The sequence below is a fragment of the Allomuricauda sp. ANG21 genome (assembly GCF_040705235.1).
In the GTDB taxonomy this organism is placed as follows: Bacteria; Bacteroidota; Bacteroidia; order Flavobacteriales; family Flavobacteriaceae; genus Flagellimonas; species Flagellimonas marina.
In genome coordinates this window covers 125452-139491 of the sequence record NZ_JBFCVT010000004.1, presented here as the reverse complement: position 1 = coordinate 139491, position 14040 = coordinate 125452, and the positions used below count along the sequence as shown (strand labels likewise).

Below are 14040 nucleotides of genomic sequence, written 5' to 3'. Positions count from 1 at the left end.
TCAGGATTTTGGCCAACCAAACTAAAAAGGGGCGCAATATAAATTGATTTTTTTTTTTGGGGGTAAGGCTTTCTTTTCCAATAAATCAACATGCTTTTTTTACCTTTCTTGTGATGGGAAACGATTGTTATTGTCCCAACTCACGAACCTCAAAAACCGTTAATTCATGGTGCTCAAATCGGGCAGTGACTTCAATGGGATTGCAACAAACCTCACAATCTTCCACATAGGTTTGGTCAGACACGGAGCTATCCAACAGAAAAGATATCTCTTCCCAGCAATAAGGGCATTGAAAAAAGTGTTCGAACACGGTCTATAGTTCGGTGTTAAGTAATTGTCCTGTTAATTGAAGTAATTGGAGTTCAGCCAATTTCGCATTGTATTTTGCCAAATTCTTGCTCGTTTTGGCATTTAAAAGATTGATTTGCGCCTGACGAAGCTCAACAGAGGTGATTTGACCCAACTTATATCTTTCGTTAGAACGCTCATAATTATTTGTGGCCGTAATCACATTATTCTCCTGAAGGCGATAAATGTTAAGCCGATTGACGTAGTTTCCCTTTGCGTTGGCAATATCGCGCCGTACTTCCTGTTTTAATTGCTCTTGCAATAAATCTTGGGAATCCAATAGAATTTTGGCGTTCTTGATTTGCGTTACACCTCTTCCTCCATCAAACAGGTCCCAAGTTAAGCTGGCCCCTAAACCAAAAGAATAGGTGGTGTTGTTCACTCCCGGAAAAAAGGCTGATGGCGCACTTTGGTTTAAATTCCATCCATAGGAGCCATTCAAGCCAATGGTCGGAAGAAAAACCGACTTAGCGGACTTTAATGAATAATCGTTAATGGTCATATTGGATTCAGCTTGAAGTAGGCGAACGTTGTTTGCCTCAGCATTTTCCATAATGTCATCAAGCAAAAGCGGCTCAACAAACGTAATCGTGGTATCCACCGTAAAGTTGTTTTCCAATTCCCGGTTCAGCACCACATTTAGATCCCGTTTTGTGTTCTCCAGCAATTGGCGTTCGTTCATTAAACTGATACTGTCATTCACCAAATCAACCTCAGCGTTCAATACATCCAATTTGTTGTTTTGTCCATAATCAAAGGCATATTCAGCCCTTTGCAACCGTTCTGAAGTATTTTGATAGGTTTCCTCCAAAACTTCTATATTTTCAGTGATTCTAGCTACCTCGTAGTACACAGAGAACATTTGCACGATTGTGGTTTCAATGGTTTCCCTGGCTTGTAGTTCTGTGAGTTGGTACTGCTCTTTCAATACCTTGTAATCGTAATATCTTCCCAGACCGTCAAACAGGGTGTAATTGAGATTCAATCCAGCATTATAACGTTGACTTTCCGCCTGATTGATTTCCAAATCTTCTCTTGGAGAGCCATCATCATTGAACTGACCAGGAAATTCAATGACACTGTCATCCCGATTGTAATCAGCTCCTGCATTTGCCGTGAGCGTTGGTAAAAATCCTGAATTCAGAACACTTTTATTGTTTTCAGCCACGGCAACTTGGTTCTGTGCGATCAAAATGCCAAAATTATTCTCCAAGACTAGTTTTGTTGCCTCATTCTTGGACAATTTGTCCAATTGGGCATTGGCAGATGTCGCCAATATTACAAGTAATATGGTGACAAACGCTTTAGTGTACCCCATGTTCTTCCAACTTTATTTCTTTAACGGCCCGCTCCACTTCTTTTGGAGCTACTTTTTTTCCGGTAAACAGCCATTTGGAACCTACCTTGATGTTATTGCTGATGGAAAGTAAGACCGGTAACATTAACAGCGTTAAGAATGTGGCCATGGCAATTCCGTAAGAAATAGAAATGGCCATGGGTTTTAAAAACTGTGCCTGACGACTTTTTTCCAAAAGTAAGGGCGCCAATCCCGCAATGGTGGTTAATGAGGTCAAGAATATGGCCCTAAACCTCGATTTTCCGGCCATTAATATAGCTTCAGCGTAGCTACTTCCCTCTTTTAAATAGCTATTGAATTTCCCGATGAGCACCAATCCATCATTCACCATGATTCCTACAAGTGCTATAATACCCAACATGGACAATACATTTATGGGAAAACCATGGATGAAATGTCCCCAACCTACCCCGATTAAACTAAATGGAATCATCAATAGCAGTAAGAAAGGCTGACTGTAACTTCTAAAGGTAAATGCAATTACCGCATAAATTAAAAATATGACCACAGGGAATACCTTTCCTGCGGAAGCAGAGAGTTTTCCCGCCTCCCTGTTTTGTCCTTCATACGATACTTTTACCGTTGAGTAAATGGACTGTATTTCTGGAACAATGCTGTTTCGAATGCTTTCAAGAATGTCCGTGGTACTTTGGTTGGGGTCTTTTAAATCCGCTTCCACTCGAATTTCACGAACACCATTCAAGTGTTGAATGGATTCGTCTCCGCGCTCCACATAGTAATCAGCAATTTCAGCCAATGGCACCCTGCTTCCATCTGGTGTAATGATGCGCATTTTATCTAGATTGTCCACAGAAGACCGATTTTCAGCCGTATAACGAACCCAAACCTTGATTTCATCCTGTCCGCGTTGAAAACGTTGCGCCTGAAATCCAAAAAAACCAGCCCGTACCTGACCAATCACATCTTGTAGGTCCATGCCCAAGGCATAGGCATTTTCTTTGAGTTGTAGCCGTATCTCCTTGATTCCTTCTGGGTCGGTGTCCACTACATCCTTCAGCAACGTATTTTTCTCAAGCTCTGCCCGAAGCATATCTTTAGCCCCTTTGAGTTCTTCAGTATTGTTGCTCAACAGAGATACCGATATTGGGGCTCCTCCAAAATTCCCTCCAGAACCAAAGGTCAGCCGTTCCACACCATACACCAGTCCAACAGTATCTCGAATGTTATTGGAAATCAAAAAGGATTCAAAATCCCTTTCCTCTCCAGGCAGCAGGTTTACATCCAAGGATGCCTTGTTCGTACCCGGTCCGACTCTTTTTATAATATTTTCGACCACGGGTTTATTGTCAGTTTGCATTTTGGTAAACTTCTCGTTCACTTTCCATGCATTTTCCTCAACCATGGTTATGATGGAATCCGTAATTCTTGGATTGGTGCCCTCGGGCATCAATAGATCAATGGAGACCCGATCACTGGCGATACTCGGGAAAATTGTGGTTCCTATGATTCCACCTCCAATGGAACCGATAGTCAATACCAACAGTACCGCAAAAATGGCGAACCCGAATATTTGGTTTCTCAGAAAGAATTTGAGCGTGGGGCCGTACCACTTATCCCTCATGTATTCCATAATGCGATCTCCATATTTGTTGATGGAGCGCATCTTGGCAAAAAACTTTTTGATCCCATTTTCCTCTTTGGCCTTGTCTTCATCCAAAGGGACCAAAGCTTTTGAATGCGCAATGTGCGCCGGCAGTATTATCAGGGCCTCAAACAAGGAAACCACCAAGGTAATAATGACCACCGTGGAGACTTCGGCAAAAAACTCCCCTATTCTACTATCCAAAAACAGGAAGGTGGAAAATGCCAAGACCGTGGTTAAAATAGCGGATAATATGGGAGGCATTACTTCAATGGTGCCATCAACGGCTGCATTCACCCTTGATTTCCCCTTTTCATAATGTTGATAGATATTTTCGGCAATTACAATACCGTCGTCCACCAAAATACCGATTACGATGATCATTCCAAAAAGCGAAAGTACGTTTATGGTAACATCAAAAGTACCCGCAAAAATGAACATCCCCAGAAAAGATATGGGAAGGCCAAAGGCTACCCAAAAAGCCAATCGGGTGTTCAGAAATACAGAAAGGAATGCAAGTACCAAAATAATCCCGACCACCGCATTTTCAGATAGGAGTTGCGTACGTTGCTTTAAGGTGGTGGAGGAATCCGAAACAACATCGAGCCTAACATTGTTATACTTTTGATTGAATTCCTCAATATAGGCATTGACCTTGTCCGCAGTGGGAATTAAATCTTCACTGTTGGTGTTATTGATGGTTACCCTTACAGCGAGATTGCCGTTAAAATAAAGTGCGTTAGGGTTCTCTGCAAAACGGTCCCGTACCTCAGCTACATCGCCCAATCGTATTTTACTCCCATTAGGCTGTGCTTTTAATATGATGTTATTCAAGGCGTCTCCATAGTAGGAACGATTGTTCACACGAATCAAATATTCCTCTGAATCGGTTTTGATATTCCCCCCCGTAACCAACAGATTGTTACTGGCCACGGCTTGTGCAACTTCATTGAAGCTTAGATTATAGGCCAAAAGGTCCAACTCGCGTACCGCTATCTCAATTTCTTCCTCAGGAAACCCTGTAATCTCCACTTTGGACAAGCCCTCAAAACCCCTGAGATCATCTTCAACATCCCTTGCAATGCTCTTGAGCGTGGCCAAGGACACATTTTCTCCACTTACCGTGAAATTAATAGTTTCACGGACAGCTTCCTGTTTCCCTACAATCAATGGTTCCATGCCAACAGGGAACGTGGGTACTTGGTCCACGGCATTTTTTACCTCTAGCAGCATGAAATCTATGTCGTAGCCTTTTAAGATTTCAACAGTAATATTTCCTCCATTTTCCCTGGAGGTGGAAGTAACCCTATCTATCCCCTCTATTCCTTTTAGGTTATCTTCAATTTTTATGACAATGCCTTCTTCAATTTCTTGTGGTGCTGCTCCCGGATAGGTTACATTGATGGTGATTATTTTGGAGTCGACAAGTGGAAAAAAGGAAGATCGTAACCGCAAGGCCCCAATAACCCCAAAAATAACGAAGGCCAGGATGATCACGTTTACCGCTACCCCGTACTTAATAAAATATTGAATGACTCTTCTCATTGATCTAAGGCTGTATTTTGAGGCGTGTTGGCATTCCTTCTGCTTCGGTCACCTATGCGAATGACCATGCCCGGGTAAGCTCCTGGCACTGGTTCTGCCAACAATGCCGTTCCATCTTGTAGACCCTTCAAGATCACGTTCTTTTCTGTAAAATAAATAGGGGTTACTTTTTGAACATCCAATATGGAGTCTTTGACCACAAAGACCTCGTTGTCATCCAACAATAGTTTTCTTGGTACTTCAATGGCATTTTCTTCTTCCTTAGCATTCACGGATGCCTTTAAATACATACCTTCTTTTAAGTCCTCCGCCTTTACTTCAACAAAAGCACTTACCGTTTGGGTTTCTGGATTTACACGTCCATTGACCCGTACCACCGTTCCATTCCATTTTTGGGTTCCTTCCAAATTGCTCAGTTCCACGGGCTCACCCACCTCTAATAAATTTCCGTAGGTTTTGGTTATGGCAACTTCCAGTTCGTAGGTACTGGGGTCTATAAACTCTCCAAGCTTTTGTCCATTTCTAACCAAGGTTCCCTCATTCACCAAAGCTTGAGTCAAAATGCCATCAAAAGGCGCCCTAATTTGAAATTTGGACAAACGGTTTTCCAAGTTTTTGATATTGTAATAACTGGACACAATACCTCTTCCGTTAATAAAATAATTTTCTTTATCGGATGACATTTCTGGAAGCTCGGGCAATACTTTGTTCACATCCAAACTATTTAAATAATTACGCCACTTTGGTGCTACTTCGGGAAAATCGAGGTTTAAATCGGGAATGGTTGCCGCCAAAAGATTGTAGAACTCGCTTTTTTGCGCTTTTACAGAGGAGTAAAATTCAGTATCGTCTAAACGAAGTAAGCTCTGCCCTTTTTTAAACAATTGCCCTGGTTTAAAGGGTTTGGAACTTGACCGGAGAACTCCCTGCACTTCAGAATACAGTTCTACTCTATTTTTGGCAACAAGGTTTCCATTGGATTCAATTATTATGGGAACGGATGTATTTTGAACGGAATCTACAAAAACGGTTTTTATGGATCGTTGCACCTGCGACTGAGGTCTTTTTTTATTGGCAATGATCTGTTTCGCCACAAAAAAAGATAGCAATATGAGAACGACCCCCAAAATGGAAAGTAGAATTTTACGCATGTTTCGGAAAATTAGTCCATGCAAAGCTATTCCCTAGACCTTTCTTCAATGGTTAAATATTTCATAATTATTGACAAAAAAAAGGGGATACACGCCTGTATCCCCAAACCAAACAAACTAAAGTATTAACTAACTACTCATTTTCGTCTTCGAATTTTGTATCTGCCATTCGCGTGCGCTCAAACTGAATTTCCTTGAATCGCGGCGATAGGCTTTTGTCATCGGAATCGAATACCAAAAACTGATCGGTATTCATTGTTTGAAGTCCGGTATATGAATCGAATCTATTATTCTGAATCTGGAGTATCTGTAAGCTTGCCAGCTGACCAAATTCAGCAGGGATTTCACCTCCCAATTGATTATTGGCCAACACCAACTCCTTCAGTTTCCCCAATTTCCCAATTTCTTGTGGAATGGTACCTTCCAAGCTATTCTCAAAAAGTCCCAAGGTTTCCAATTTCGTGAGGTTTCCGATAGCCGTGGGTATAATGCCTTTTAAATTATTACTGGATAGATTAAGCTCTTTCAGGTTTTTCAACTCTCCAAAAGATTCAGGTATGGGGCCAGTCAAAAAGTTATTGAACATGGAAAAAACCTGAATTTGACGCAATTTCCCAACACCACTGGGAATAGAACCTTTAATGCGGTTCATTTCCAATCGTAGTTCAATAAGGTTCTCCAACTTCACAATATCTTTGGGCAGAACCCCTGTAATGCTATTGAATGCTAAATTAAGACGGGTAAGGTACTTTAGTTTTCCAATGCTTTCGGGAATAGTTCCCTCCAAGTTGTTCATGAACAACTTAACCTCCACAACGTGTCCATCCTTTACCTCCACACCTTTCCAGGTATGCACAGGTGCTTCCAAATCCCACGTGGTGTTCCATTGAGTCCCATTGGTACTGTTGTACAAATCTATTAGGGCATCCTTCTCCTTCTGGGAAACTTCCACATTGGCAGTAACTTGACTTTGGGATGACATCAAGAATATGAAAAAAATGGCCAATCGAATCATTGAATACTTATTTACGTATAAAGAATTTACTTACAAAGTAAGAAGAATACGTAAAAACCTACAAATAAAATCGGCGAAATGATAGTAAATTGTTGTGTATTAGCTAAAAAGTGTGGTTTAAAAACTGTATTTGGTGTCAGTTCAACAATTCTAAATCGTGGGAAAGCTTCTCCCAGTCCTCCATCAATGACTCCAAATTCTTCTTTTTCTTTTGGTAATTATCAAAAAAGTTAGGCTTGGCGATGGTTTTATCGTAATCCATGAGCAGCTCATGATCTATTTCACTGATTTCCTTTTCCAACTCTGAAATCTTCTTTTCCACCCCACTAAGCCTGTTTTTCAATGATTTTTGCTTTTTTTGGGTGTGATAATCGCTTTCTTTCTCTTCTGCCTGAACTTTTGCCTCTACTTTTTTCTCACCTTTCTCAATTTTTCTGAAATCCTCGGCTTTGCGTTGCTCCAGATAAAAATCGATATCTCCCAAATATTCCTTGATGTTGCCATCTTTGAACTCGTATACCCGATTTGTAAGTCCTTGAAGGAAATCTCGATCATGGGAAACTAAAATCAAGGTTCCTTCAAAGTTCTGTAGGGCCTGCTTTAGCACATTCTTGGATTTGATGTCCAAGTGGTTGGTAGGCTCATCCATGATTAACACATTGAACGGTTGCAGCAACATTTTGGCCAGTGCCAATCGGTTTCGTTCCCCACCGGAAAGCACCTTTACATATTTTTCTACCTCATCCCCCCGAAAAAGAAAAGATCCCAAAATATCCCGAACCTTACTTCTGTTCTTTTCATTGGCGGCATCGGTCATGGTATCCAGAATCGTTTTGTTCCCATCCAAATATTCAGCTTGGTTCTGTGCAAAATAGCCCAATTGCACATTGTGACCTATTTTCACGTCACCCGTATGGTCCAATTCCCCCACAATTATCTTGGCCAGAGTGGTTTTTCCTTGTCCGTTCTGACCAACAAATGCGGTTTTACTGCCACGTTCAACCAATAGATCTATGTCTCGAAGCACTTCATTTTTTCCATAGCTCTTGGACAGGCTATCCAGCTCTACCACCACCTTCCCTGGGTTAACAGAGACAGGAAAGCGGACATTCATAACACTGTTATCCTCCTCGTCCACCTCAATCCGTTCCATCTTGTCCAACTTTTTTATGAGCGATTGTGCCATGCTAGCCTTACTGGATTTGGCCCTAAATTTTTCAATGAGTCTTTCGGTCTGTGCAATCTGCTTTTCTTGGTTCTTCTGTGCACTCAGCTGTTGTTCCTTGATTTCGCTTCGCAATTCCAGAAACTTGGAATACGGTTTTGGGTAATCATAAATTCGACCCAAAGAAATTTCAATAGTGCGGTTGGTGACATTGTCCAAGAACATTTTATCGTGGGATACGATGACCACGGCTCCCGGGTAACTTTTAAGAAACTGTTCCAGCCAAATAATGGATTCTATATCCAAGTGGTTGGTGGGCTCATCCAACAACAATACGTCATTTTTTTGAAGAAGGAGCTTAGCCAATTCAATCCGCATACGCCATCCACCGGAAAACGTATCGGTCAACTTGTTGAAATCGGCACGTTTAAACCCGAGGCCCAACAACACTTTCTCTGTATCCCCTTGATAGTTGTAGCCGCCCAAAATCTCGTAGTGGTGGGTCACGTCGTTCAAGTCGACCATCAATTGGTGGTACGAATCACTTTCATAATCCGTCCGTTCAGCCAAAGCTGTATTGATTTCCTCCAGCTTGCCCTCCAAGGATTTGATTTCAGCAAAAGCTTGGTAGGATTCATCCAAAACGGTTCGGCCCTGTTCAAAATCAATATCCTGCTTTAAAAATCCAATCTTAATATCCTTTTCCATGGCGATGGTTCCTTCATCCGGAGCCATTTCCTTCGCCAATAATTTGAGCAATGTAGATTTACCGGCACCGTTTTTTCCGATAAGACCAACCCGGTCCCCTCCGTTTAAACGAAACGCGATTTCCTCAAAAAGATATTCACCTCCAAAGGCTACTGAAAGATTATGAATATTTAGCATTTAATGTGACTTGAATTACACAGCAAAACTCGGTGAATCCGTATTTTTGCATCAAAATCGCTGCAAATGTTAAAAAAAGGAAGCAAACTGTACAGTATTTTAACAGGAAGTTGTCCCAAATGCCATGAGGAGAGCATGTATAAAAACACCAATCCTTATGCCCTTTCCCAATTATTTAAAATGCACGAACGTTGTTCGCACTGCGGCACAAAATACAAGATTGAGCCCTCGTTTTTCTATGGTTCCATGTATGTGAGCTATGGGGTTGGGATTGCGTTTGCAGTAGCCGCTTTTGTGATTTCGTATTTGTTTCTGGCGACTTCATTGAAGACTGCCTTTATTGCCATTGTTGGCACCCTGGTGGTGTTTATGCCCGTAATTATTCGACTATCGCGAAATATTTGGATCAATTTCTTCATCAAATATGATTCCAGTGCTGCCAAGAGCAAAGCTGTTTTGGAACATGAAATGAAGTAATTCTTTTTCCATCAAAAACTTAACTCCCAACATCTGATTACCGTAGGAAAGTCCTTCCTTCGGAAGAAGCAAGTTCTCGATACCTGCCCGTCCGGCAGGCGGGCTTTTCCTTCGGAAAAACTCGAACTGAGGATTAAGTCAGGGGTTGTAGTATTTCTTTGTGAACCGTTTGATATCGATTTCAGGGTCTATTGAGTCTTTGCGTTCGATAAAATTGAACAACTGGGCGGAAGTGTAGGGTGCTATAAGCACACCGCGTGACCCAAATCCGTTGAGCACATAGAGGTTTTTGTGTTTTGGATGTTGACCGACCAAAGGTCGTCTGTCCACAACGGTAGGGCGAATGCCGGCCACATGGTCCACGACCTCAAAATCACATTTTAGAAACGTTTTTAATTTGTCCAACAGTTCTTTTTTGGATGCTTCGGTAGGTTCATTGGTCTTGTCCTTCCATTTGTAGGTAGCACCAATTCGGTAAAGGTCGTCACCCAATGGAATACTGAAAACCGAAGATTTTATCACATTTTCTTCGTTGTAGTCTGGCGATTTTATCGTCAACAGCTCCCCTTTGGTCCCATTTAGCGGGAGATAGTTGAAAAATGGGTTGTTTTTGAGGCCATAGCCGCATGAAAACACAATCCGCTTGGCTTGTATCGATTTGTACGAAATATGCCCCTCTTGATGCTCAAAACAAGAAAAATCGAAAGACTCTTCAGTCAAAAGACCTTTCTTGTTCAAATACCCTTGGTAGGATTCCACCAAAGTGGCCGTGTCAATCCTTCCAGTGTGCTTTACCTCACCAAAACCGAAGGGGGCATCAATACTTGAATTTTTGTTTTGAACGGTGGTAGTGGACAAAAAGTGGTCGAGACCGGGCTTGTCAGAAGCTTCAAACCATGCATTCTGTTCTTCGATGGAGGCAAACCTACGCAGCACAGGAACTTTGTAGTCCAATTTCTGACCCAATTTTTGCTCCAAATCTGCATAGAAGGGTTGGGCCAGTTCCATTTGTACTTTGGCCTTCCACGCCAAGGTGAACCGTTTTAAAATGACTGGGTTATAGAGCCCTCCGGCCACTTGGGAGGCCTGCTGGGAACTATCCGAAACCACGGTAAAGGTTTTACCTTCTTTTTCCAACACCTCACAGAAGGAAATTCCGGCCAAACCCAAACCAACAACCAAGTAATCATGCATGGTGCAAAAGTAGGAATCTCAAGTAGATGTTGCTTATTAGGAGGTGGGTCTTTTTATGGTTGGACACGAATTAAACCAATCGTCACGAATGTTGGATGTTTGAGTGATAAGTAATGGGTGCAACAGATAGGTGATTTTGTTGTTTTTATTCCGATTGAGCAAACAATTCCGATACCTGCCAAATTTTATTTCCTTTCTTTTCCATATTTATCCATTTTACAACCACAATTTTCGCAGGTATTTCCACCCCATAAAATTTCCTTCCATCCTTTTGGCTTTCTAATTTTTGGTTGTTCAGTATTACATTTCGGACAGTAGACAGTTTTTAAGTTAATTCCAAAGTCTTTAATTCTAATGCTCATAGTATTTTAATTTTTAATTGAGTTTTTTCAACATTTCTGGCAACGTTATAAGATATGATTCGTTTTAATACTTCGGCTATTTGCCTTTAGGCAGAGAAAATTGAAGTTAGCATTTTTCAAGGAAAAAATCCAGCTAGAATTGACGAACGAGCACTGTACTACCTATTACCCCTTTCCTATTCCTTAAACTTTCCTCTTATTCAGATTTCTCGCTTTTGTCTTCGACTCCGCTCAGACTGACAGCTCGAAATGACAGTTTTATCTTGAATGCAAAAAAAACGCCGCACTTTCGTGCGGCGTTAGTTGTATTGAATTGGAAATTATTTGGTGGGAATCCCGATTTTCATCGGGATTAATTCTGCTAACAACTTTGATTCCCCAGTGGGCTTTCAAAGTTGAGCATTATTAATATGCCCACATATCTTGCTCCCTATCTCTTATGTGCTCTTTAATTCGTTGAGCTTCCAAGAGCTGGAACAATGCATTGTCAAAAATATAATCGTCTATTTCACGATCTTCGTGAACGTTTTCCTCTTTGTAGATCACTCCGTTGAAACGGCGTGCATTCAACAACATATCAAAGGAAATGGGTCTTGCAGAGTTCTGCTGGTTATAAACTTTGGCATCGTGCAGAATTTGTCTTGCTGCAGGGTACCAAACCCAGAACAATTCTACTTTGTTCTGCCCTGGATTCATGGATTCATCATCGATGAAGTTTACATCGGGTGCAACGGGTGCAATTCCCAATAAACGATATTTAAGCTCTCCTTGGCGTTTATCGAAATACCAGATTCCTTTGATTCGGTACTCTTCAATATCTGCGGCGGTAAGATCTCTTTTGTTGATAAACTCAGGAGAAATTTGCTCACCGGCATTGTACTGCTCGTACCCAAGGTCTGTGGTATCCACTTTGCTCAAGGTTGCTGATAGGTCCTCCAACTTTCGCTTTTCCGTAAAGTAAGAGTCGGTGTAGACCTCTGTCAGTTTACCGTTTCTGATGTTTTTCATCAAAACATGGTAGAGCGACCTTCTGTCCTTACCAATACCTATGGTATCGGTAGGGTAATATAGTGGAAAGTTTACTCTCTCGTCAAGATCGATGATTTCCCACACGGTCTTGGACCAAAGGATATCCCTATCGTCCACATAACCATAAGGCAGGGGTTCATCAGCATCTTGCTCAATTTGAGCTTTGGTCTTCTTACCGATATCCTCGGGCAACTTGGCATTTAAAATATTTGCCTGTCCCATCATTGATACGGGTAATACCGCCAACAATCCAATTACTAATGCATTTTTCCAATTCATGATCACTTGTATACTTTATTAGTTTGTAATCTCAACCACAACAGGAGATACCTTTTTCAACTTGTACGTCTTGTTGTTGGTGATGTAAGCTTGGATATCGAAAATCTGAACAGCATCACCTCTACCCGCTCTACTCAAGGCAGATTTAGCTCTGTTGTCCAATTTGTTACCGTTAACCACTACTGTAGGTTGACCTGGCACTTTGAACTTGAACTGGCCAACGGCTAGGTTCAAATCAAAATCAAAGTCTTCCAACATGGCTCCGATGGTAGAAATCTCCAAGTTTCTTCTTGGCATTTGAATACTACCTGATTCACCACGTACAGTACCTGCTGGTCTTGGAATATCCTTAATACGGAACTCAGACTTGGTAGAGATACCTTTACCATCAGGCAACGTTCCTGAAGCGGTAATGGTTACACTTCTACCCGTACCTGGGTTCATCACATACTGGCTTCCGCTTCTTCTGGTCAGACCAGGCGCAGAAGCATTCACTTTGTTATCAGGAATACCAGGGATGGAGATGGTCATTGGGTTGGCCACACCACGGTATACTACGTTCATTTTATCAGCAGAGATAACCGCTGCGTTAGGCATGGAAATGGTTGCAAAAGTATTGTTCACTTCTACAGGCACCTCGTTACCATCTTGCATGTATGTCATGGTTCCTTTAATGGTATGATCACCAGGTGTACCGGCACTGATCAACATTTTGATCCCACCAGCTTCCAATTCGTAATCTTTACCTTCGGTCAATGGTCTTCCGTCCAAAGTCAACTCAGCTTTTACAGGAGTGGACGTCTTGTCAGTTTTGCTAACAATGATCTTACCATCATACTTTTCGCCTGAATAGTAAGCCGTTTTTGGAGCAGACAATGCACTGGCAAAGTTGGTCAAGGATACAGCCTCGGTCAACTCACCTTCCAAAAGGGTTTTCAATACCTCTTGCTCAGTGGTTTTAATGTCAGCCTGCAACTGGGTCATCTTTGTTAAAGAGGCTACCAATGGGAAACCTTCGTAGTGATAGTTGATCCAATCCTGACGTGTACCGTCTCTTTTCTCAACTTTACCATCTTCATCTCCAGTAGCAAAACGAGCTTTTACAGCAGATTTCAATGCTTCAAACTCACCTTCTGGCAAAGCGTTGATCACACCTTCACGGTAGGCATTGATTTGGTCCATGAACTTCTTTCCTTCTGGACCCAAATTGTCGCCCTGGAAAAATTTCTGGTCCAAGTAGTCTGATTTATCCATAACCACATAGTCTTTTGGATCTTCCAAATCTGCGGTCATTTCTTTCTTCAGTCCTTCCAAATAGCTGTAGTAGTTATCTGAAAGTTGTTTGATCTCTTGAGCGTCTTTGTACAGTTCGCCGTACTCCTCCTCGTTTTCTGAAGCTTTGGTTTCCAAGCTTGCAAAAAAGTTAGAGTTGTTTTCGTCCATGTTTGTGTTGGAAGTTTCCAACTTTTCATTCATAAGTCCGAAAGCGGCAAGTACTTCCTTGCTCATATTAAGGGCCAACATCGCGATGAAGATCAAATACATAAGGTTGATCATCTTCTGACGTGGCGTTTGTTTTCCTGATGCCATGTTTATCTAATTAGAATTATAAATTAATTTGATTTGGGGT

General features: G+C 41.6%; 11 protein-coding genes. 1 reads left to right on the top strand and 10 read right to left on the bottom strand.

What is annotated here, in order from left to right:
• Nucleotides 1-127 precede the first annotated feature (127 nt).
• The 6 genes from AB1A65_RS07665 to AB1A65_RS07640 all read right to left on the bottom strand — a co-directional run bounded on the left by AB1A65_RS07665 (nucleotide 128) and on the right by AB1A65_RS07640 (nucleotide 9069).
• On the bottom strand, nucleotides 128-310 hold the full coding sequence (locus AB1A65_RS07665) for a CPXCG motif-containing cysteine-rich protein (protein WP_366587453.1): 183 nt from the start codon (nucleotides 308-310) through the stop codon (nucleotides 128-130).
• A 3-nt stretch (nucleotides 311-313) separates the two neighbouring features.
• On the bottom strand, nucleotides 314-1666 hold the full coding sequence (locus tag AB1A65_RS07660) for a TolC family protein (protein ID WP_366587451.1): 1353 nt from the start codon (nucleotides 1664-1666) through the stop codon (nucleotides 314-316).
• A complete protein-coding gene (locus AB1A65_RS07655) occupies nucleotides 1653-4853 on the bottom strand; it encodes an efflux RND transporter permease subunit (RefSeq protein WP_366587449.1) in 3201 nt (1066 codons plus the stop codon). Before AB1A65_RS07655 ends, AB1A65_RS07660 begins: the two co-directional genes overlap by 14 nt.
• Nucleotides 4850-6004 carry an HlyD family efflux transporter periplasmic adaptor subunit gene (locus AB1A65_RS07650; protein WP_366587447.1) on the bottom strand — a complete coding sequence of 385 codons (1155 nt, stop codon included), beginning with the start codon at nucleotides 6002-6004 and terminating at the stop codon, nucleotides 4850-4852. The genes AB1A65_RS07655 and AB1A65_RS07650 overlap by 4 nt, the downstream gene beginning before the upstream one ends.
• Before the next feature lie 133 nt (nucleotides 6005-6137).
• Entirely contained in the window at nucleotides 6138-7019 is an 882-nt protein-coding gene (locus AB1A65_RS07645) for a hypothetical protein (RefSeq protein WP_366587444.1), read from the bottom strand.
• A 136-nt stretch (nucleotides 7020-7155) separates the two neighbouring features.
• Nucleotides 7156-9069: an ATP-binding cassette domain-containing protein gene (locus tag AB1A65_RS07640; protein WP_366587442.1), complete on the bottom strand. Its 1914-nt coding sequence runs from the start codon at nucleotides 9067-9069 to the stop codon at nucleotides 7156-7158.
• A 66-nt stretch (nucleotides 9070-9135) separates the two neighbouring features.
• Between AB1A65_RS07640 and AB1A65_RS07635 the strand changes: the two genes are divergently transcribed.
• Complete coding sequence (locus AB1A65_RS07635; RefSeq protein WP_366587440.1) at nucleotides 9136-9546, top strand: DUF983 domain-containing protein; 411 nt, start codon at nucleotides 9136-9138, stop codon at nucleotides 9544-9546.
• 138 nt (nucleotides 9547-9684) lie between these two features.
• On the opposite strand, the gene AB1A65_RS07630 is transcribed toward AB1A65_RS07635, so the two are convergent.
• The 4 genes from AB1A65_RS07630 to gldM all read right to left on the bottom strand — a co-directional run bounded on the left by AB1A65_RS07630 (nucleotide 9685) and on the right by gldM (nucleotide 14000).
• Nucleotides 9685-10740: an FAD-dependent oxidoreductase gene (locus AB1A65_RS07630; protein ID WP_366587438.1), complete on the bottom strand. Its 1056-nt coding sequence runs from the start codon at nucleotides 10738-10740 to the stop codon at nucleotides 9685-9687.
• Nucleotides 10741-10925: 185 nt separating this feature from the next.
• Entirely contained in the window at nucleotides 10926-11102 is a 177-nt protein-coding gene (locus tag AB1A65_RS07625) for a hypothetical protein (RefSeq protein ID WP_366587435.1), read from the bottom strand.
• Between the two features lie 405 nt (nucleotides 11103-11507).
• Nucleotides 11508-12410, bottom strand: a complete 903-nt coding sequence (gldN, locus tag AB1A65_RS07620) for a gliding motility protein GldN (RefSeq protein WP_366587433.1) — start codon at nucleotides 12408-12410, stop codon at nucleotides 11508-11510.
• 18 nt (nucleotides 12411-12428) lie between these two features.
• Nucleotides 12429-14000, bottom strand: coding sequence for a gliding motility protein GldM (gldM, locus tag AB1A65_RS07615; protein WP_366587430.1), 1572 nt, complete (start codon nucleotides 13998-14000; stop codon nucleotides 12429-12431).
• Between the last annotated feature and the right edge of the window lie 40 nt (nucleotides 14001-14040).

Coding starts and splice junctions, on each gene's coding strand:
- AB1A65_RS07660 (WP_366587451.1), bottom strand. CDS start 1,666: ATGGGGTACACTAAAGCGTTTGTCACCATATTACTTGTAATATTGGCG.
- AB1A65_RS07655 (WP_366587449.1), bottom strand. CDS start 4,853: ATGAGAAGAGTCATTCAATATTTTATTAAGTACGGGGTAGCGGTAAAC.
- AB1A65_RS07650 (WP_366587447.1), bottom strand. CDS start 6,004: ATGCGTAAAATTCTACTTTCCATTTTGGGGGTCGTTCTCATATTGCTA.
- AB1A65_RS07645 (WP_366587444.1), bottom strand. CDS start 7,019: ATGATTCGATTGGCCATTTTTTTCATATTCTTGATGTCATCCCAAAGT.
- AB1A65_RS07640 (WP_366587442.1), bottom strand. CDS start 9,069: ATGCTAAATATTCATAATCTTTCAGTAGCCTTTGGAGGTGAATATCTT.
- AB1A65_RS07635 (WP_366587440.1), top strand. CDS start 9,136: ATGTTAAAAAAAGGAAGCAAACTGTACAGTATTTTAACAGGAAGTTGT.
- AB1A65_RS07630 (WP_366587438.1), bottom strand. CDS start 10,740: ATGCATGATTACTTGGTTGTTGGTTTGGGTTTGGCCGGAATTTCCTTC.
- AB1A65_RS07625 (WP_366587435.1), bottom strand. CDS start 11,102: ATGAGCATTAGAATTAAAGACTTTGGAATTAACTTAAAAACTGTCTAC.
- gldN (WP_366587433.1), bottom strand. CDS start 12,410: ATGAATTGGAAAAATGCATTAGTAATTGGATTGTTGGCGGTATTACCC.
- gldM (WP_366587430.1), bottom strand. CDS start 14,000: ATGGCATCAGGAAAACAAACGCCACGTCAGAAGATGATCAACCTTATG.